Annotated in this window: 18 protein-coding genes and 2 pseudogenes; 7 read left to right on the forward strand and 13 right to left on the reverse strand. The window is 71.6% G+C overall.

The genetic code is table 11. The features are described 5' to 3' along the window. Nucleotides 1-8: 8 nt before the first annotated feature. Nucleotides 9-1,658: a chaperonin GroEL gene (gene groL / locus BJ971_RS35075; RefSeq protein WP_184997587.1), complete on the reverse strand. Its 1,650-nt coding sequence runs from the start codon at nucleotides 1,656-1,658 to the stop codon at nucleotides 9-11. Between the two features lie 73 nt (nucleotides 1,659-1,731). Next, nucleotides 1,732-2,040 (reverse strand): co-chaperone GroES, encoded by a 309-nt coding sequence (groES, locus tag BJ971_RS35080; protein ID WP_012015047.1) that lies wholly within the window; start codon nucleotides 2,038-2,040, stop codon nucleotides 1,732-1,734. Between the two features lie 238 nt (nucleotides 2,041-2,278). On the opposite strand from groES, the gene BJ971_RS35085 reads away from it, so the two are divergent. The 7 genes and pseudogenes from BJ971_RS35085 to BJ971_RS42740 all read left to right on the forward strand — a co-directional run. Next, nucleotides 2,279-3,445: a class I SAM-dependent methyltransferase gene (locus BJ971_RS35085; RefSeq protein WP_184997588.1), complete on the forward strand. Its 1,167-nt coding sequence runs from the start codon at nucleotides 2,279-2,281 to the stop codon at nucleotides 3,443-3,445. An 11-nt stretch (nucleotides 3,446-3,456) separates the two neighbouring features. Beyond that, nucleotides 3,457-3,939 (forward strand): Cys-tRNA(Pro) deacylase, encoded by a 483-nt coding sequence (ybaK, locus tag BJ971_RS35090; RefSeq protein WP_184997589.1) that lies wholly within the window; start codon nucleotides 3,457-3,459, stop codon nucleotides 3,937-3,939. Nucleotides 3,940-4,255: 316 nt separating this feature from the next. Next, nucleotides 4,256-5,353 (forward strand): sugar ABC transporter substrate-binding protein, encoded by a 1,098-nt coding sequence (locus BJ971_RS35095; protein WP_184997590.1) that lies wholly within the window; start codon nucleotides 4,256-4,258, stop codon nucleotides 5,351-5,353. A gap of 77 nt (nucleotides 5,354-5,430) precedes the next feature. Further along, nucleotides 5,431-6,243 carry an ATP-binding cassette domain-containing protein gene (locus BJ971_RS35100; RefSeq protein WP_184997591.1) on the forward strand — a complete coding sequence of 271 codons (813 nt, stop codon included), beginning with the start codon at nucleotides 5,431-5,433 and terminating at the stop codon, nucleotides 6,241-6,243. Further along, nucleotides 6,240-7,493 (forward strand): sugar ABC transporter permease, encoded by a 1,254-nt coding sequence (locus BJ971_RS35105; protein WP_184997592.1) that lies wholly within the window; start codon nucleotides 6,240-6,242, stop codon nucleotides 7,491-7,493. Before BJ971_RS35100 ends, BJ971_RS35105 begins: the two co-directional genes overlap by 4 nt. Nucleotides 7,494-7,524: 31 nt before the next feature. Next, nucleotides 7,525-8,715: an ROK family protein gene (locus BJ971_RS35110; protein WP_184997593.1), complete on the forward strand. Its 1,191-nt coding sequence runs from the start codon at nucleotides 7,525-7,527 to the stop codon at nucleotides 8,713-8,715. Nucleotides 8,716-8,782: 67 nt separating this feature from the next. After that, nucleotides 8,783-8,893: pseudogene (locus BJ971_RS42740) on the forward strand (DUF1707 domain-containing protein); the annotation flags it as partial. Nucleotides 8,894-8,970: 77 nt separating this feature from the next. On the opposite strand, the gene BJ971_RS35120 reads toward BJ971_RS42740, so the two are convergent. From BJ971_RS35120 to BJ971_RS35170, 11 genes and pseudogenes are all read right to left on the reverse strand, one after another. Further along, nucleotides 8,971-9,225, reverse strand: coding sequence for a hypothetical protein (locus tag BJ971_RS35120; protein ID WP_184997594.1), 255 nt, complete (start codon nucleotides 9,223-9,225; stop codon nucleotides 8,971-8,973). A gap of 9 nt (nucleotides 9,226-9,234) precedes the next feature. After that, nucleotides 9,235-10,287, reverse strand: coding sequence for a tRNA (adenosine(37)-N6)-threonylcarbamoyltransferase complex transferase subunit TsaD (gene tsaD, locus BJ971_RS35125; RefSeq protein ID WP_184997595.1), 1,053 nt, complete (start codon nucleotides 10,285-10,287; stop codon nucleotides 9,235-9,237). Beyond that, nucleotides 10,280-10,711 (reverse strand): ribosomal protein S18-alanine N-acetyltransferase, encoded by a 432-nt coding sequence (gene rimI, locus BJ971_RS35130; RefSeq protein ID WP_184997596.1) that lies wholly within the window; start codon nucleotides 10,709-10,711, stop codon nucleotides 10,280-10,282. The genes tsaD and rimI overlap by 8 nt, the downstream gene beginning before the upstream one ends. Beyond that, on the reverse strand, nucleotides 10,711-11,367 hold the full coding sequence (gene tsaB, locus BJ971_RS35135; protein WP_184997597.1) for a tRNA (adenosine(37)-N6)-threonylcarbamoyltransferase complex dimerization subunit type 1 TsaB: 657 nt from the start codon (nucleotides 11,365-11,367) through the stop codon (nucleotides 10,711-10,713). Before tsaB ends, rimI begins: the two co-directional genes overlap by 1 nt. A 10-nt stretch (nucleotides 11,368-11,377) precedes the next feature. Then, a complete protein-coding gene (locus BJ971_RS35140) occupies nucleotides 11,378-11,749 on the reverse strand; it encodes a hypothetical protein (RefSeq protein WP_184997598.1) in 372 nt (123 codons plus the stop codon). A 91-nt stretch (nucleotides 11,750-11,840) separates the two neighbouring features. After that, nucleotides 11,841-12,524 carry a uracil-DNA glycosylase gene (locus BJ971_RS35145; protein ID WP_184997599.1) on the reverse strand — a complete coding sequence of 228 codons (684 nt, stop codon included), beginning with the start codon at nucleotides 12,522-12,524 and terminating at the stop codon, nucleotides 11,841-11,843. Further along, nucleotides 12,521-13,003 (reverse strand): tRNA (adenosine(37)-N6)-threonylcarbamoyltransferase complex ATPase subunit type 1 TsaE, encoded by a 483-nt coding sequence (gene tsaE / locus BJ971_RS35150; RefSeq protein WP_184997600.1) that lies wholly within the window; start codon nucleotides 13,001-13,003, stop codon nucleotides 12,521-12,523. Before tsaE ends, BJ971_RS35145 begins: the two co-directional genes overlap by 4 nt. Further along, nucleotides 13,000-14,100: an alpha/beta fold hydrolase gene (locus tag BJ971_RS35155; protein ID WP_377885360.1), complete on the reverse strand. Its 1,101-nt coding sequence runs from the start codon at nucleotides 14,098-14,100 to the stop codon at nucleotides 13,000-13,002. The genes tsaE and BJ971_RS35155 overlap by 4 nt, the downstream gene beginning before the upstream one ends. Before the next feature lie 200 nt (nucleotides 14,101-14,300). Next, a pseudogene (gene alr / locus BJ971_RS35160) lies at nucleotides 14,301-15,410 on the reverse strand (alanine racemase); the annotation flags it as partial. Nucleotides 15,411-15,446: 36 nt separating this feature from the next. Further along, the gene (locus BJ971_RS35165) at nucleotides 15,447-16,895 is read right to left on the reverse strand and encodes an NAD(P)H-hydrate dehydratase (RefSeq protein ID WP_184997601.1); all 1,449 of its coding nucleotides are present in this window, start codon (nucleotides 16,893-16,895) and stop codon (nucleotides 15,447-15,449) included. Between the two features lie 19 nt (nucleotides 16,896-16,914). Then, nucleotides 16,915-17,283: a holo-ACP synthase gene (locus tag BJ971_RS35170; protein WP_184997602.1), complete on the reverse strand. Its 369-nt coding sequence runs from the start codon at nucleotides 17,281-17,283 to the stop codon at nucleotides 16,915-16,917. Nucleotides 17,284-17,624: the final 341 nt, after the last annotated feature.

The raw sequence follows: 17,624 nt of genomic DNA on the forward strand, positions 1-17,624 counted from the left end.
CTTTCGACTCAGAAACCCGGGCCGTGCTGGTGGCCGTGGCCACCGTGGCTGTGGCCGTGGCCACCGCCCGCGGCGGGCTCCGAATCGGCCGGCTTCTCCACCACGAGGCTCTCCGTGGTGAGCAGCAGCGCGGCGATCGAGACGGCGTTGGAGACCGCACTGCGGGTCACCTTGACCGGGTCGATGATGCCGGCCGCGACCAGGTCGACGTACTCGTCGGTGGCCGCGTTGAGGCCGTGGCCCCAGCCCAGCTCGGCCGACTTGCCCGCCACCACGTAGCCGTCGTGGCCCGCGTTCTGCGCGATCCAGCGCAGCGGCTCGACAAGCGCCTTGCGGACGATCTGCACGCCGACCGCCTCCTCGCCGGTGAGGCCGAGGTTGCCGTCGAGCACCGAGGCGACCTGCGCCAGGGCGGCGCCGCCACCCGGGACGGTGCCCTCCTCGACCGCGGCCTTGGTCGCCGCGATGGCGTCCTCGATGCGGTGCTTGCGCTCCTTCATCTCGACCTCGGTCGCGGCGCCGACCTTGATCACCGCGATGCCGCCGGAGAGCTTGGCCAGCCGCTCCGAGAGCTTCTCGCGGTCCCAGTCGGAGTCCGAGGCCTCGATCTCCTTGCGGATCTGCGCGACCCGGTCCTCGATCTCGGCCTTGCGGCCGCCACCGTCGACGATGGTCGTGCTCTCCTTGTCCACCACGACCCGCCGGGCGGTGCCCAGCATGTCGAGGGTGACCTGGTCGATCTTGTAGCCGAGCTCGGGGGCGATGAGCTCGCCACCGGTCGCGATCGCAAGGTCCTGCAGCATCGCCTTGCGCCGGTCACCGAAGCCGGGTGCCTTCACGGCCACAATCTTGAAGGTCTTCCGCAGCGCGTTGACGACCAGGGTCGACAGCGCCTGGCCCTCGACGTCCTCGGCGACGATGAGCAGCGGCTTGCCGCCGGAGAGAACCTTCTCCAGCAGCGGCAGCAGCTCCTCGACGCTGGAGATCTTCTGCGTGGTGATCAGCAGGTAGGCGTCCTCCAGGACGGCCTCCTGCGACTCGGCGTCGGTCACGAAGTTCGGCGAGATGAAGCCCTTGTCGAACTGCAGACCCTCGGTCACCTCGAGGCCGGTGTCCAGGACGGACCCCTCCTCGACGGTGATGACGCCGTCGCGGCCGACCCGCTCCATCGCCTCGGCGATGAGCTCGCCGATGGTGGCGTCCTGCGCCGAGATGGTGGCGACGTTCGCGATCGACTTCTTGTCGTCGACCTCGACCGCCTTCTCCAGCAGCGCCTTGGAGACGGCCTCGGCGGCCAGGTCCATGCCGCGCTTGAGCGCGATCGGGTTGGCGCCCGCGGTCACGTTGCGCAGGCCCTCGCGGACCAGCGCCTGTGCGAGCACGGTCGCCGTGGTGGTCCCGTCGCCGGCGACGTCGTTGGTCTTCGTCGCCACCTCCTTGACCAGCTGCGCACCGAGGTTCTGGTACGGGTCGGAGAGCTCGATCTCCTTGGCGATGGTGACACCGTCGTTGGTGATCGTCGGCGCGCCGAACTTCTTGTCGAGGACGACGTTGCGACCGCGCGGGCCGAGAGTGACCTTGACCGTGTCGGCGAGCGTGTTGACGCCGTGCTCCAACAGGTGCCGGGCGTCGTCGGAGAAACTAAGAATCTTCGCCATTTATGGTCCCTTCAACGCACCGGCGCCCTGGACCGGAAGCCGGGCCAGGGCGCTCAGCACTGTCAGATCAGGTCTACTTCTCGATGACCGCGAGGACGTCGCGGGCGGAGAGCACCAGGTACTCCTCGCCGGCGTACTTGACCTCGGTGCCGCCGTACTTCGAGTACAGGACGGTGTCGCCGACCTTGACGTCGATCGGAACGCGGTTGCCCTTGTCGTCGATCCGGCCGGGGCCAACGGCGAGGACGGTGCCCTCCTGCGGCTTCTCCTTGGCGGTGTCGGGGATCACGATGCCCGACGCCGTCGTGGTCTCGGCCTCGTTCGCCTGGACCACGATGCGGTCCTCGAGCGGCTTGATCGCAACCTTTGTCGCGGTAGTCACGGGCATACCCTCCTGGGTACAGGTGTTGTCGCCGGCCAATGGACAGGCCGGGCTGATGCCTCATGCCACCGGGCGGGGCCGTCGTCGCGGGTGCCGGTCCGCCTGGCGCAGGCGCACGTCCCCGGTCGGGGAGCACGCTGGCACCCTCAGGTTGAGAGTGCTAATCGGAGATTATGCCGGAACTAGCACTCCGTCAACCAGAGTGCCAACGCGTCAGCTTCCAGCAGAATGACTTTCCGTGGACCTCGAACTGCTCGCCGCCCTGCGTACCCCCGAGGGAGCCGCCGCCCTGACGGCCGCCGCCGAGGTCACCGGCGCGGACCCGCTCGCCGCCGCGACGGCGCTGCGCACCCGCGGACTCTCCCCCGGCCTGGCCGCCGCCGCACTCACCCAGACCGACCTGCGGATACGCGCGGAGGCCAAGTTCGGCACGGCCGCCCAGACCATGCTGTTCACCCGGGCCGGGCTCGAACAGGCGACCCGCGCGGCGGTGGCCGACCGGCGCGCCGGCCGGCTGCGCGCGGCCGGCGTCGAGACCCTGGCCGACCTCGGCTGCGGCCTCGGCTCGGACGCGCTGGCGGCGGCCCGAGCGGGCATCCGGGTGTACGCCGTCGACGCCGACCCGCTCACGGCCGCGCTCGCCGCCGCGAACGCCGAGGCCGCCGGCCTGGCCCACCTGGTGACCGTGGAGTGCGCGGACGCGACGAGCGTTCCGGTGGAGCGGTTCGACGCGGTCTTCGCCGACCCGGCGCGCCGGCGGGCGGGCCGCGGCCGGGTGATGGACCCGCGCTCGTGGTCGCCGCCGTGGGACTTCATCGCCGCACTGCCCGGCCGGGTGCCACGCACGGTGCTCAAGCTCGCCCCCGGCATCGATCACGCGCTCCTACCGCCGGGCGCCGAGGGCGAGTGGGTAAGCGTCGGCGGCGATCTGGTCGAGGCCGCGTTCTGGTGCGGTCCGCTGGCGGAGTTCGCTCGGCGGGCGATCCTATTGCCGTCGGGCGCCGAGCTCACCGGCTCGGGCACCGCGGCGGCGCCGGTCGGCCCGGTCGGCGCCTTCCTGTACGACCCGGATCCGGCCGTGGTCCGCTCGCACCTCGTCGCCGAGTTCGCCGCGACGATCGGCGGCCGGATCGCCGACCCAGAGATCGCCTACGTCTACACCGACACCGCCGTGGACACCCCGTTCGGCCGGCGGCTCGAGATCACCGACGTGCTGCCGTTCTCCCTGAAGCGGCTGCGGACGCTGCTGCGCGAGCGCGGCGTCGGGCGGCTGGAGATCCGCAAGCGCGGCTCCGCGCTCGAGCCCGAGCAGCTGCGCCGGGACCTGCGGCTGCGCGGCAACGCACCGGCGTCGCTCGTGCTGACCCGGGTGGCGGGCGCGCCGACGGCCCTGCTCTGCCGCTAGCCTTCCTGCTCGTGGCGAAGAAGGCTGCCGGTACCCCGGCCACCGTCCTGCTCACGGCGCGGCGGGTGGCGCACGAGCTGCACCCGTACGACGTCGCGGCCGACGCACACGACTATGGCGCTCTGGTCGCCGCGGCCATCGGGGTCACGCCGGCGGCGGTCTTCAAGACGCTGATCGCCGAGGTCGACGGCGGGCTCGTCGTCGCGGTGGTACCGGTGACCGGCGAGCTGGACCTCAAGGCGCTGGCGAGCGCCGCCGGCGGCAAGCGCGCCGCGCTCGCGGATCGCGCCGCGGCCGAGCGCAGCAGCGGCTACGTCCGCGGCGGGATCAGCCCGCTGGGGCAGCGCCGGCGGCTGCCGACGGTCGTCGACGACTCGGCCGCCACCCTGGACCGGATGTACGTCTCGGCCGGGCGCCGCGGCCTACAGGTGTCTCTCGACCCGGCCGACCTCATCCGGCTCGCGGACGCAAAAATAGCCAAAATTCGGACATAGAGCTCCAGACCTCTCACAACACCCTTCCGTTACGACACCGTTATCAAGATCCGGCAATCCAGAGCCGTGGAGTGACCTAGCGTCACGTTGTGAAGTGACTCACGGGCCGCGCGGTGACCCACCGTCGCCGCGCTGCCGTTTCACGCGGGCTGCGGGACCTTGCAATCAGGCCCGTCGTGCCACGTTCAGCACCGGGAATACGTTGCCCCGATACAACAAGAGTGTCCGATTCCGCAGCGGGTCGGGTGAGTGACGTTCCCGGCAGCGCACACCAGAATCCGAAGCAAGGTCCGGATTATCCGAAAGGACTCTAGGAATGCGTAAGGGAATGTTCGCCCTCGCCGCGGTCGGCCTGCTGGCCACCAGCAGCATGGCTGCATGCGGTGACGACAGCGGTGGCGACTCAGGCACAGACGGCGGCTCGTCCGTCGGCAAGGTGGGCGTCATCCTGCCGGACACTGCCAGCTCGCAGCGGTGGAGCACCGACGACCCCAAGTACCTGAAGGCGGCGTTCGACGCGGCCGGCGTACCGGTCGACATCCAGAACGCGCAGGGCGACAAGAGCCAGTTCCAGACGATCGCGGAGGGCATGATCTCCAGCGGCGTCAAGGTGCTGATGATCGTCAACCTGGACTCCGGAACCGGCAAGGCGGTCCTCGACAAGGCCCGGGCGGCCGGCATCGCGACCATCGACTACGACCGGCTCACGCTCGGCGGCAACGCGGACTACTACGTCAGCTTCGACAACGTGGCGGTCGGGAAGCTCCAGGGCGAGGGCCTGGTCAAGTGCCTGACCGAGATGAAGGCCGTCAAGCCCGTCGTGGCCCGGCTCAACGGCTCGCCGACCGACAACAACGCCACCCTGTTCAAGGAGGGCTACGACTCGGTCCTGAATCCCAAGTTCGAGTCGGGTGAGTTCGTCAAGGGCCCGGACCAGTCCGTTCCGGACTGGGACAACGCTCAGGGCGGCACCATCTTCGAGCAGATGCTGACCGAGAACCCGAAGATCAAGGGCGTGCTCGCGGCCAACGACGGCCTGGGCAACGCGGTCATCTCGGTGCTCAAGAAGCAGAAGCTCAACGGCAAGGTCCCGGTCACCGGCCAGGACGCGACCGTTCAGGGTCTGCAGAACATCCTCGTGGGCGACCAGTGCATGACGGTCTACAAGGCCATCAAGCAGGAGGCCGACGCGGCCGCCGAGCTCGCCATCGGCCTGGCCAAGGGCACGAGGAAGGACACCGGGCAGACCGTCACGGACCCGGAGACGAAGAAGGAGATCCCCGCGGTCCTGCTGACCCCGGACCCGATCTTCAAAGACAGCGTCAAGGATGTTGTGGCCGACGGCTTCGTCACCAAGGATCAGCTCTGTGCCGGAGACTTCGCCAAGCTCTGCGCGGACAATGGCATCAGCTGACCCCATCTCGTGACCGACGGCGCCGCCCATGCCCGACGGGGGTGGGCGGCGCCGCATCGAGTGAAGGAGAAACACCTGTGGCCGCGACACCTCTTCTGGAGTTGCGCGGGATCGACAAGAGCTTCGGTCCCGTACAGGTCCTGCACGACGTCGGCCTCAGCGTCTATCCGGGCGAGGTCACCGCACTCGTCGGTGACAACGGTGCCGGCAAGTCGACGCTGGTCAAATGCATCAGCGGCATCTACACCATCGACGCGGGCACGGTGATCTTCGACGGCAACCAGGTCGCCATCCACAGCCCCCGGGACGCGTCCGCGCTGGGCATCGAAGTCGTCTACCAGGACCTCGCACTCTGCGACAACCTCGACATCGTCCAGAACATGTTCCTCGGCCGCGAGAAAGTACGCGGCATCGTGCTCGACGAGCCGACCATGGAACAGATGGCCGGCGACACCCTGGCCGGCCTCTCCGTGCGTACCGTGAAATCACTCCGGCAGCTCGTCGCCAGCCTCTCCGGCGGCCAACGACAGACCGTCGCCATCGCCAAGGCCGTGCTCTGGAACAGCCGCGTCGTCATCCTCGACGAGCCCACCGCCGCCCTCGGCGTCGCGCAGACCGCGCAGGTGCTCGAGCTCGTGCGCCGGCTCGCCGACAACGGCCTGGGCGTCGTACTGATCTCGCACAACATGAACGACGTCTTCGCGGTCTCGGACCGTGTCGCGGCCCTCTACCTCGGCCGGGCCGCCGCCCAGGTGAAGACCAGCGACGTCACCCACTCCCAGATCGTCGAACTGATCACCTCCGGGCGCAGCGGCAACCTCGGCCTGCCGCCCGAAAAGCCGGCGGCGTCCGGCTTCATCGACATCACGCCTCCGGGAGCCGACCAATGACCACGACCACAACGAGCGCCGGCGTCCAGGTGGTCAAGCCGACCCTCGCTAGCCACCTGCACGACTACTGGGGCCGGGTACGCGGCGGCGACATCGGCAGCCTGCCCGCCATCCTCGGCCTGATCGTGCTCTGCCTGATCTTCGGCATCGCCCGCCCCACCTTCTTCAGCGCCCTCAACTTCGCCAACCTGTTCTCCCAGGGCGCCGCGGTCACCCTGATCGCGATGGGCCTGGTCTTCGTCCTGCTGCTGGGCGAAATCGACCTCTCCGCCGGCTACGCCAGCGGCGTCTGCGGCGCGGTGATGGCGATCCTGCTGACCGATCACGGCTGGCAGTGGTACACCGCCATCCCCGCCGCCCTGATCACCGGTCTGGTCATCGGCTTCATCCTCGGCTTCCTGGTCTCCAAGGTCGGTATCCCGTCGTTCGTGGTCACCCTCGCCGCGTTCCTCGCCTTCCAAGGCATCCTGCTGGTCCTGCTCAGCGGCGGTAAGAACATCTCCATCCGCGACCCGTTCGTGCTGGCCCTGGCCAACAAGAACATGACCGTGGCGGTCAGCTGGATCCTCGCCATCGCCGCCGTCGCCGGCTACGCCCTGGTCGAATTCGCCCAGGTCCGCAGCCGCGCCACCCGCGGCCTGGTCACCGACCCCATCGGCGTCGTGCTGGCCCGCATCGGCGGCCTCGCCATCCTGTTGTTCTCCGCGGTCGCGGTCCTCACCCAGGAACGCAGCATCAACCCGCTGATCAGCGGCTCGGTCAAGGGCGTACCCATCGTCGCCCCGATCATCGCGGTCTTCCTGATCGTCTGGACCTTCATCCTGGGCCGGACCACCTACGGCCGACACGTGTACGCGGTAGGCGGCAACAAGGAAGCCGCGCGCCGTGCCGGTATCCCCGTCGACCGGATCCGCATCTCGGTCTTCGTCATCGGCTCGTCCATGGCGGCGGTCGGCGGCATCATCGCGGCCAGCCGCGCCAACTCCGTCGACCCGAACTCCGGCGGCAGCAACGTCCTGCTCTACGCCGTCGGCGCCGCCGTCATCGGCGGCACCAGCCTCTTCGGCGGCAAAGGCCGCGTCATGGACGCCGTCATCGGCGGCGCCGTCATCGCGGTCATCGACAACGGCATGGGCCTGATGGGCTACAGCTCCGGCGTCAAATTCATCGTGACCGGCCTCATCCTGCTGCTGGCCGCAAGCGTCGACGCCCTGTCACGCCGCAGAGCGGCAGCCACCGGTAACCGATGAACCGGCCCGCGGGCACGGGGGCGGCTCACTGATGCGAGCCGGCCCCAGCCACGAGGAGGTTCGCAGGCACAACCTGGGCACGCTGCTGAGATATGTACATGTTCACGGTGCTACATCCCGAGCTGAGCTCACCACGAAGCTCGGGCTGAACCGCAGCACGATCGGGACGCTGACCACCGAACTGGCCGCCGCCGGCCTGGTCACCGAGCGGCCGCCCGAGGAGACCCTGAGGGCCGGGCGACCGTCACTTGTCGTCCGGCCCGAGTCGTACCAGGTGTACGCGTACGCGCTGGCGATCGAGGTGGACCGGCTGCGCGCCGCCCGGGTCGGCCTGGGCGGCAAGATCCTGGACCGCCGCGAGACGGACCGGCCGCGCGGCATGCAGGTCGCCGACGCGGTCCAGCCGCTCGCCGAGTTCATCCACGAGATGCGCAGGGACGTTCCGGAGGGCGCCCGCTACGTGGGCGGCGGCCTGGCCGTGGCGGGCATGGTCCGCCGCGACGACGGCATGGTCCGCCTGGCGCCGACGATCGGCTGGGTGGAGGAGCCGGTCGGCGAGGCCCTCAGCTCGGAACTGCGCGGCTTCGAGGGCGCCGACGTCGGCCCGCTGACCGTCGGCAACATCGCCGACGTCTCGGCCATGGTCGAACACAGCCGCGGCGCGGCGGCCGGCCACGACAACGTCATCTACCTGTACGGCGACGTTGGCGTCGGCGGCGGCATCATCGCCGGCGGCCGCCGGGTGACCGGCCACGGCGGCTACGGCGGCGAGGTCGGCCACATGGTGATCAACCCGTCGGGCAAGCCCTGCAGCTGCGGCTCCCGGGGCTGCTGGGAGACCGAGATCGGCGAGTACGCCCTGCTGGAACTCGCGGGCCGCGCCAACGAGAGCGGCCGGGACGCGGTGCTCGGGGTGGTCGACGCGGCGATGCGCGGCGACCGGGCCGCACAGCAGGCGGTACGCCAGGTGGGCGACTGGATCGGCCTGGGCGTCGGCAACCTGATCAACATCTTCAACCCGGAAGCCGTGATCTTCGGCGGCACGCTGCGGGACGTGTACCTGGTCGCGGCCGCCCAGATCCGCAGCCGCCTCAACGAGGTCGCGCTGCCGGCCTGCCGCGAACACGTCCGGCTCCGCACCCCCGAGCTGGGCACGGACGCGGCCCTGATCGGCGCCGCGGAGCTGGCCTTCGAACGGCTGCTGGCGGACCCGCTCCTCTGAGCGTTCGCCGCCCTCGCCCGGTGGGCGGGCGCGGTCTACATTGCCCGCGTGAGCATGCGGGCCTCCGATCAGGACCGAGCGCCACACCGGCGCCGGCCGGCTGACCCTTGACGAGTTCGCCAAGCGGGTCGGCGTGGCCAGCGACGCCCGCACCCTCGACGAGCTCGCCGCCGTGGTCCGCGACCTGCCCGAGGAGACCCACAGGAGAAGCAGGTGCTGCTCGGTGTGGGGCTGGCGCTACGCTGAGCGTGCGCGCTACCTGTCGACGGGTGTGAAATCCCACACGTGCGGGGCGCGGGCCGTCAACCGCTCCGGCGGCGCCGGCAGGTCGGCCGGGGTGTTGCGCCACTTCGAGATGACGACGATGCGGTGGTCGGTCGACGAGTAGACCTCGCTCGACACATGCGAAGGCAGCACCTCCACCTGCGGCAACGCCTCGTCGCAGACCCAGGCCAGCAGCTCGTCGAAGCCGCTGCCCAGCGCCCGTACCTCCCACATTCGTGCGATCATGCAGGCTTCCTACCCCGCAACAGTGACCGAGGTCAATGGCATTGCGGAATCGGCCGGCAGGTCGAGCCGGCTGGGCGCGACCCCGGCGGCCACCAGATGCGAGCCGAGCGCGGCCACCATCGCACCGTTGTCGGTGCAGAGGCCCGGCCGCGGCACCCGTACCCGGATGCCCAGCTTCGCCGCCCGCTCCTCGGCGAGCAGCCGCAGCCGCGAGTTGGCGGCGACACCACCACCGATGACCAGGGTCTCGACGCCGTTCTCCCGGCACGCGTCCAGGGCCTTTGCGGTGAGCACGTCGCAGACGGCGGCCTGGAAACTGGCGGCAACGTCGGCGACCGGCACGGGCTCGCCGGCGCGCTCGCGGGCCTCGACCCACCGCGCGACCGCGGTCTTCAGCCCCGAGAACGAGAAATCGAACCGGTGCTTGAGCTGATCCTTCGGCGCCGTCAGTCCACGCGGGAACGCGATGGCGGCCGCGTCGCCATCACGCGCGATCCTGTCGATCACCGGCCCACCCGGGAAACCCAGCCCGAGCAGCCGGGCGACCTTGTCGAACGCCTCACCGGCCGCGTCGTCGATCGTCGCGCCCAGCGGCGTCACCCCCGCGGTGAGATCGTCGACCAGCAGCAACGACGAATGACCGCCCGACACGAGCATCGCGACGGCCGGCTCCGGCAGCGGCCCGTGCTCCAGCGTGTCGACGGCGACGTGCGCCGCCAGATGGTTGACGCCGTAGATCGGCTTGTCGGCGGCGAGCGCGTACCCCTTGGCGGCGGCGACCCCGACGAGCAGCGCACCCGCGAGGCCGGGCCCGGCCGTCACGGCGATCGCGTCGATGTCGGCGAGGGTCACCCCCGCGTCGTCGAGGGCCCGCTGCATGGTCGGCACGATCGCCTCGAGGTGTGCGCGGCTGGCGACCTCGGGCACGACCCCGCCGAACCGCGCATGTTGCTCGACACTGGACGCGAGCGCGTCGGCGAGCAGGGTGTGCCCGCGAACGATGCCGACACCGGTCTCGTCGCAGGAGGTCTCGATCCCGAGGACCAGGGGTTCGTCAGGCACTTCTCATCATCACCAGGGCGTCGGTGTTGCTGGGCTGGTAGTAGCCGCGCCGGATCCCGACGGGCTCGAAGTCGTAGCCGGCGTAGAGCCGCTGGGCCGGTGCGTTGTCGACGGCGACCTCGAGCAGCACCTTGCGCCCGCCGGCCTCGGCGAGCAGCGCCTCGAGCAGTTGCCGCCCGGTCCCCCGCCGCTGGGCATCGCGGGACACGGCGATGTTCTGCACCCAGGACTCGTCCTGATCCACCACGGAGAGACCGGCATACCCGGCCACCTTGCCGCCCTCGTCTTCGGCGACGAGGTAGAAGTTGCGCTGGGCGAGCTCGTTCCAGAACATCGCGGCGGACCACTTCTCGGACCCGAAGAGATCCTCCTCGATCGGAAGCACCTCGGCGATGTGCCACCACCGGAACCGCGTGATGCGCATCAGTGCAGCACCGGCTTACGCCCGGCCGGCTCGACGGCGTCCGGCCGCCGCAGGTAGAGCGGCGTGAGCGACTCACCCGGCGCCCGCCGCCGGACCCGCTCGGCGGCGAGTGCGATCAGGGCCTCACCCGGCGGGAAGAGAACCCGGTCGTCGATAGGCACCCCGAAGATCTCGGCGTACTTCAGCGCACCCTCGCCGACGGCCCGATCGACCTCGACCCGCACGTCGGCAGGCTTGTCGACGCCCGGATCGGTGACACGCACCCCGTCGACGTAGGTGGCGTAGTAGACCTCACGCCGCCGGGCATCGGTGGCGACCAGCACACGCCCCGGCCCGGCGGCCCGGCCGAGCCCATCGAGCGAACAGACCCCGTACGTGGGAATGCCGAGCGCCTGCCCCATGGCCGCGGCGGTGGCGAGCCCGACCCGCAGCCCGGTGAACGGCCCCGGCCCGACACCGGCGACGATCGCGGCCAGTTCCCGAGTCCGCACCCCGGCATCGTCGAGGATCAGCCGCACCTGGGGCGCAAGCCGCTCACCGTGCGCACGGGGATCGACGCTACGGCGCTCGGCCAGCCCTTTCACGCCGGTGTCGGTGACCTCTGCGAGGGCGGCGGTCACCGCGGGCGTGGAGGTGTCCAGCGCTAGTACAAGCACGTAAAGCACCCTAGCCGCCGGAAACCCACCCGCCCGCGCCGGGCACGAACCCCGCAGCACCCGGCCCGCAGCACCCGGCCCGCAGCACCCGGCCCGCAGCACCCGGCCCGCAGCACCCGGCCCGCAGCACCCGGCCCGCAGCACCCGGCCCGCAGCACCCGGCCCGCAGCACCCGGCCCGCAGCACCCGGCCCGCAGCACCCGGCCCGCAGCACCCGGCCCGCAGCACCCGGCCCGCAGCACCCGGCCCGCAGCACCCGGCCCGCAGCACCCGGCCCGCAGCACCCGGCCCGCAGCACCCGGCCCGCAGCACCCGGCCCGCAGCACCCGGCCCGCAGCACCCGGCCCGCAGCACCCGGCCCGCAGCACCCGGCCCGCAGCACCCGGCCCGCAGCACCCGGCCCTGGCTGCCTTCGTCAGCGGCGGGCCGTCGGGGAGCCTCGGTGCCGGCTCGCCGGTTCGGGGTCGGTGTGGTTACGCGTCCGGGCGGGGATCCCAGGCCACGAGGGGGCGGCCCGCGTCTGCCAGCGCCTTGTTGGCCGAGCTGAACGGGCGGGAGCCGCGGAAGCCCTTCGGGTTCAGCGGGCTCGGGTGGCCGGCCTCCAGGACGACGTGCGCCGGGTTCGTGACCAGGGCCGCCTTCTTACGTGCGTAGCCACCCCAGAGCAGGAACACCACGCGCTCGTCGCGGGCGTTCAGCGCCCGGATCGTCGCGTCGGTGAACGCCTCCCAGCCCTTGTTGGCGTGCGACGCCGCGGCGGCCGCCCGGACCGTCAGGACCGCGTTGAGCAGCAGGACACCCTGCCGGGCCCAGCCGGTCAGGTCGCCGCTGGTCGCCGGCGGCACGCCGACGTCCTCGGCAAGCTCCTTGAAGACGTTGCGCAGCGACGGCGGGATCCGCACCCCCTCGCGGACGCTGAAGCTGAGCCCGTGCGCCTGCCCCGGCCCGTGGTACGGATCCTGCCCGAGGATCAGCACCCGGGTCTGCTCGGGCGAGCACAGCCGATAGGCGGCGAACAGATCCTCGATCGGCGGATACACGGTGTGCGTGCGGTACTGCTCGTCCACGAACGCGCTCAGCGACGCGGTGGCGTCCGCGTCGAGCAGCGGCGTCAGCTCCGCGCGCCAGGCGTCCGGGAGCAGGTCAGGCAGGTTCACATCTTCTCCAGTCGGGCGGCCCAGTCGCCGCCATGGGGAACGAGGTCGATGACCCGGGTGTCGTCGTCGAGCCGGTCGATCCGGACGGCCAGGTATTCGTCGTTGAGCTGCTCGACCAGGCCCGTGCCCCACTCGACCACCGTCACCGAGTGCTCCGCGGAGGCGTCCAGGTCGAGGTCGTCGATCTCGGCGCGCGGATCGGCGGCATCGCCCAACCGGTACGCGTCAGCGTGCACCAACGGCAGCGCCCCACCCAGCGCCGGGTCGGGCCGGTGCACCCGCGCGATGACGAACGTCGGCGAGGTGATGGCACCGAGCACGCCCAGCCCCGCGCCGATCCCCTGCACCAGCGCGGTCTTCCCGGCGCCCAGCGGCCCGGTCAGCAGCACCAGGTCGCCGGGCCGCAGCACGGCGGCGAGTCGCCGGCCGAACGCCTGCGTGTCGTCCACTGTGGCCAGCCGGAATCCGGTGGCGGTCAAGAGATCTTCTTCAGGAACGGGAGCAGCGCGGCGTTGACCTCGTCGGCCTTCTCGAGCATGACGACGTGCCCACTGTTGTCGAACTTCACCAGCTCTGCCTGCGGCAGGTATCGCAGGATCTCCTCCGAGTGGGTCACCGGGGTCAGGTAGTCCTTCGTGCCGACCAGCACCAGCACGGGCACCCCGCTGAGCGTGGACAGCGCCGGGAAGCGGTTGTGCGTGTAGAGCGTCTGGAGGTACTTGGCGAGGGTCTCCACCGGCGTCTTGGAGTTCATCTGCTCCACGAAGGTGACCAACGACGGGCTCGGCCGGGCGTCGCCGAAGCCGTACCGGCGGGTCAGCAGCCAGGCCAGGTCGGAGGAGACCACCCGGGCCCGGTCGATGGTGCCGCCGCCGAGCCGGGCCGCCCCGCCCCACAGCGGGAAGAACGGCGCGCTGACCCGCGCGACAAGCGTGGTCAGCCCGAGCTTGGACTTGTCGATCAGCCCGGCGGAGGTGGACATCAGCACAACGCCCGTCACCCGCTCGCCGAACCATTCCGGGAACTGCTCGGCGAACGCCATGATCGTCATGCCGCCCATCGAATGCCCGACCAGAATGATGTGTCCATCCGGGACGGTCGCGTCGAGCACGGCCGCCAGCGACTTGCCCAGCGCGGCGATGTCGTAGTCGCCGGACTTGAGCCGGCTGGACCGCCCATGCCCCGGCTGGTCGTAGAAGACGAGGCGATGGTCGCCCTGCTCGGCGAGCACCTGCCGCTGGAAGAAGAACGTGCCCATGTCCAGGGCGAACCCGTGCACGAAGACGATGGTGGGCTTGCCGGTCGGCGTCGTTGGCTCGACGATCTCGACGCGCAGATCGGTGCCGTCGGCCGCGGTCACGGTCAGCTCGGAGTCGAACGGCTGATCGCCGAACTCCACGTCGGCATGGGGATCACCGGGAGCGTTGAGCGACTTACGGACCAGCGCACGCTCGACGGCGAAGGCCGTCGCCAGGCCGGCCGCGGCGACACCGACGGCCGCGCCGACGATCCCGACCTGTTTGGCCCGCCTCCGCCGCCGCGGACCGGACCGTGCGGGCATCCTCGCCGGACTCATGCAACCTCCTCAGCCGAGGCCACGGCACCCGGAGCCCCGGGATCCCGAACCACAGCACCCTGATCCACGGCCCCCGAGGCCGTGAAATCTTGATCCGTAGAACCCGGAACCACAGAGCCCGAAACCGCAGGACCCGAAACCGCAGGACCGGGGACCGCGGGATCTGGGCCCGCGGGATCTGGGGTGGGGACTCCGGCTGTGCCGTCGTAGACGCGGGAGACGCGGGAGCCGCCGAAGCGCGTCACGATCTCGTAGTTGATGGTGCCGACCGCGTCGGCCCAGTCGGTGGCCGTCGGCATGCCGTCGTCGCCCGGTCCGAACAGCGTCGCCACATCTCCGGGTGCGACCGGGTCGTCGCCGCAGTCGAGGACGATCTGGTCCATGCAGACCCGGCCCGCGATCGTCCGCGTGCGCCCGCCCAGCCACACCGGGCCCACGTTGGAGGCGTGCCGGGGCACGCCGTCGGCATAGCCCAGCGGCACCAGCGCCAGCGTCGTCTCGCGCGCCGTGTAGTAGGCGTGCCCATACGAGACACCCTGGCCGGCCGGGACGCGCTTGGTGTGGGTCACCCGGGCCCGGGCCGTCATCGCCGGGCGCAGCCCGGTCTCGTGGCCGGCGGGCAGCGGCGACAGGCCGTAGACGGCGATGCCCGGGCGCACCAGGTCGTAGTGCGCGTCCGGGCGGGTCAGGGTCGCCGCCGAGTTCGCGATGTGCCGGTAGCGCGGCTCGATGCCGAACTGTTCGGCGGTCGCCAGCCCCTCCGCGAAGACCGCCAGCTGGTGATCGACGGTCTCGTGGCCGGGCGCGTCCGCGTACACGAAGTGGCTCCAGATGCCGACCACCTCGACCTCGCCGCCGGCCTGCGCCTTGGCCGCCGCCTCGAGCAGCGCGGGCCACTCGGCCGGGGTGGCGCCGCCGCGCGCCAGGCCGGTGTCGATCTTGAGGTGCACCCGGGCCGGGCGCCCGGCCCGGCGGGCGGCCGTGACCAACTCGCCGAGCTGGTCCAGGCTCGCCGCGTTGAGGTCGACGTCGGCCGTGACGCCCTCGTGCAGGGGCAGGCCCGGTGCGAGCAGCCAGGCCAGCACCGGCGCCGTGATGCCCGCCCGGCGCAGGGTCAGCGCCTCGTCGAGGGTGGCGGCCCCCAGCCAGGTCGCGCCGCCGGCCAGCGCCGCCCGGGCGGACGGCAGCATGCCGTGCCCGTAGCCGTCCGCCTTGACCACCGCCATGACCTCCGCGGTGGTGCCGGCGCGCAGCGTTTCAACGTTGTCCCGGATGGCGTCCAGATCTATCCGGACCTCGGCCTGCCACATACTCACCAGCCTACTGATCGGTACGACAAAACCGCGTCACAGCAGCTCAGCCAGCACAGGGCGCAACGCCGCTGCCACATCCGGCGACGTCACCGGGCCGTCCCGCTCGGCCCGGCGCCCGGCGAGGCCGTGCACATACGCGGCCATGATCGCCGCTCGCTCCGGCGGGACACCGGCGGCCAGCAGCGAGCCGAGCAGGCCCGCGAGCACGTCGCCGCTGCCGGCGGTGGCCAGCGCGGGGCTGCCGGTCGGGTTGGCCCACGCCTCGCCCGACGGGGTCGCCACGATCGTCCGGTCGCCCTTGAGCAGCACGACGGCGTTGATCCAGGCCGCCAGCCGGCAGGCCGCGCCGACCCGGTCCGCGCCCGGCCGCTCGCCCGCCAGCCGGGCGAACTCGCCGTCGTGCGGAGTGATCACCAGCGGAGCGTCCCGGCGCAGGTCGGTGGCGTGCTGGCCGCCCACGAGCAGGGTGAGGGCGTCCGCGTCGAGCAGCACCGGCAGGGAGGTGGCCAGGACGCTGCGCAACTCCGTGCGAGCGCCGTCGTCGGTGCCCAGCCCGGAGCCGCAGACCCAGGCCTGCACCCGGCCCGCGTCGGCGACCCGCGGCGCGACCACCACGGACGGGTGCCGGTGCACCACGTCGCGATCGGCGCTGCCCGCGTAACGGACCATGCCGGTGGGGCCGGCCAGCGCGCCCGTGACCGAGAGCACGGCCGCACCCGGGTAGGTCGCCGAGCCGGTGGCGATGCCGACGACGCCGCGGCTGTACTTGTCCGAGCCGGCGTCGGCCCGGGGCCACCAGGAGGCGATGTCGGCGGCGTCGGGCACCCGCACCGCCGGGTCGCCGTGCAGCGTCTCGCTCAGCCCGATGTCGATCAGCTCGACGTGGCCGGCCAGGACCGCGGCGGCACCGACGACGTGCGCGGGCTTCAGGCAACCGAAGGTGACGGTGATGTCGGCGTGGACGGCGTCACCGGGCACGTCACCGGTGTCGACCGCAACCCCGCTCGGTACGTCGACGGCGACCACCGGCGGCCGGGCGCCGCCCCGCCCGCGCAGGCCCGGAAGGCGCCTGACCAGCGCGGCCGCCGGCTCGCGGAGGCCGCCGCTCGCGCCGATGCCGACGATCCCGTCGACGACCAGGTCCACCCGGTCCGGCAGGTCACCGACGGTGACGCCACCCGCCCGGCGAAACGCGGCGAGTCCGGCGAGATGCACCCGGTCGGGTCGCAGCAGGATCGCCCGGACGCCCGCGCCACGCGAGGCCAGCGTGGCACCCGCATAGAGCGTGTCGCCGCCGTTGTCCCCGCTGCCGACCAGCAGCACCACGGTCGCGCCGTAGACCCCGCCGGACTCGCTCAGCAGCAGCGCGCACCGCCGGGCCAGCCCGGCCGCGGCGCGCTGCATGAGCGTGCCCGCCGGCAGGGTCGCCATCAGCGCCTTCTCCGCCGCACGTACGTCCGCCACCCGCCACGCCTGCCGCATGCCGTAACCCCCTGGGAACTCAGGCCTCCGCGACGACCATCGCCGAGGCGATGCCGCCGTCGTGCGACAGCGACAGGTGCCACCTGCTGACGCCCCGCTCCGCCGCCACCGCCGCGACCGTACCGGAGACGGTCAGCCATGGCCGCCCATCGGGATCCGTGACGACCTCACAGTCGTGCCAGCGCAGCCCGGCCGGCGCGCCCAGCGCCTTGGCCACTGCCTCCTTGGCCGCGAACCGCGCGGCCAGCGACTCCGGTGATCGCGGATTGCCGGACGAGGTCATTCGCTCCGAATCGGTGAACAGGCGGTCGGCGAGCATCGGGGTGCGCTCCAGCGCCTTGGCGAATCGATCGACCAGCACGACGTCGATCCCGACAGACACGATCACAGGTAAACCCTATCGGCCCGCCCGCTGTCCCGATCAGTCGTGCGCCAGGGCTGTGGACAACCGTCGTACGCCCGGACCGCTGTCCACAGGGGCAGCACCGGCACCCGTGGTTTGCCCTAACGTCGGCGGCCGAACCGCTTCCACCCGGGAGGTTGCCGATGACGTCCGAGCCCGAGGGTCAACACCGCGACGGTCCATACCCGGGCGGTGACAGGTTCCCCACGGCCGCCCGCCCACCGACGATCTGGCCCTCATGGGCTCACCGGGCGTCGGCGTGGACTCGACAGCGGATCGCACGCGCCGCCGGGCGGTCTGCTGCCACCTCCCGCACGGACATGACC

The sequence above is a fragment of the Amorphoplanes digitatis genome, assembly GCF_014205335.1.
Lineage (GTDB): Bacteria > Actinomycetota > Actinomycetes > Mycobacteriales > Micromonosporaceae > Actinoplanes > Actinoplanes digitatus.

What these genes read in the sequence shown, in the direction of transcription:
- groL (WP_184997587.1), bottom strand. Translation starts at nt 1,658, where the DNA reads ATGGCGAAGATTCTTAGTTTCTCCGACGACGCCCGGCACCTGTTGGAG.
- BJ971_RS35095 (WP_184997590.1), top strand. Translation starts at nt 4,256, where the DNA reads ATGCGTAAGGGAATGTTCGCCCTCGCCGCGGTCGGCCTGCTGGCCACC.
- BJ971_RS35105 (WP_184997592.1), top strand. Translation starts at nt 6,240, where the DNA reads ATGACCACGACCACAACGAGCGCCGGCGTCCAGGTGGTCAAGCCGACC.
- BJ971_RS35110 (WP_184997593.1), top strand. Translation starts at nt 7,525, where the DNA reads ATGCGAGCCGGCCCCAGCCACGAGGAGGTTCGCAGGCACAACCTGGGC.
- BJ971_RS35120 (WP_184997594.1), bottom strand. Translation starts at nt 9,225, where the DNA reads ATGATCGCACGAATGTGGGAGGTACGGGCGCTGGGCAGCGGCTTCGAC.
- rimI (WP_184997596.1), bottom strand. Translation starts at nt 10,711, where the DNA reads ATGCGCATCACGCGGTTCCGGTGGTGGCACATCGCCGAGGTGCTTCCG.
- BJ971_RS35155 (WP_377885360.1), bottom strand. Translation starts at nt 14,100, where the DNA reads ATGAGTCCGGCGAGGATGCCCGCACGGTCCGGTCCGCGGCGGCGGAGG.
- BJ971_RS35165 (WP_184997601.1), bottom strand. Translation starts at nt 16,895, where the DNA reads ATGCGGCAGGCGTGGCGGGTGGCGGACGTACGTGCGGCGGAGAAGGCG.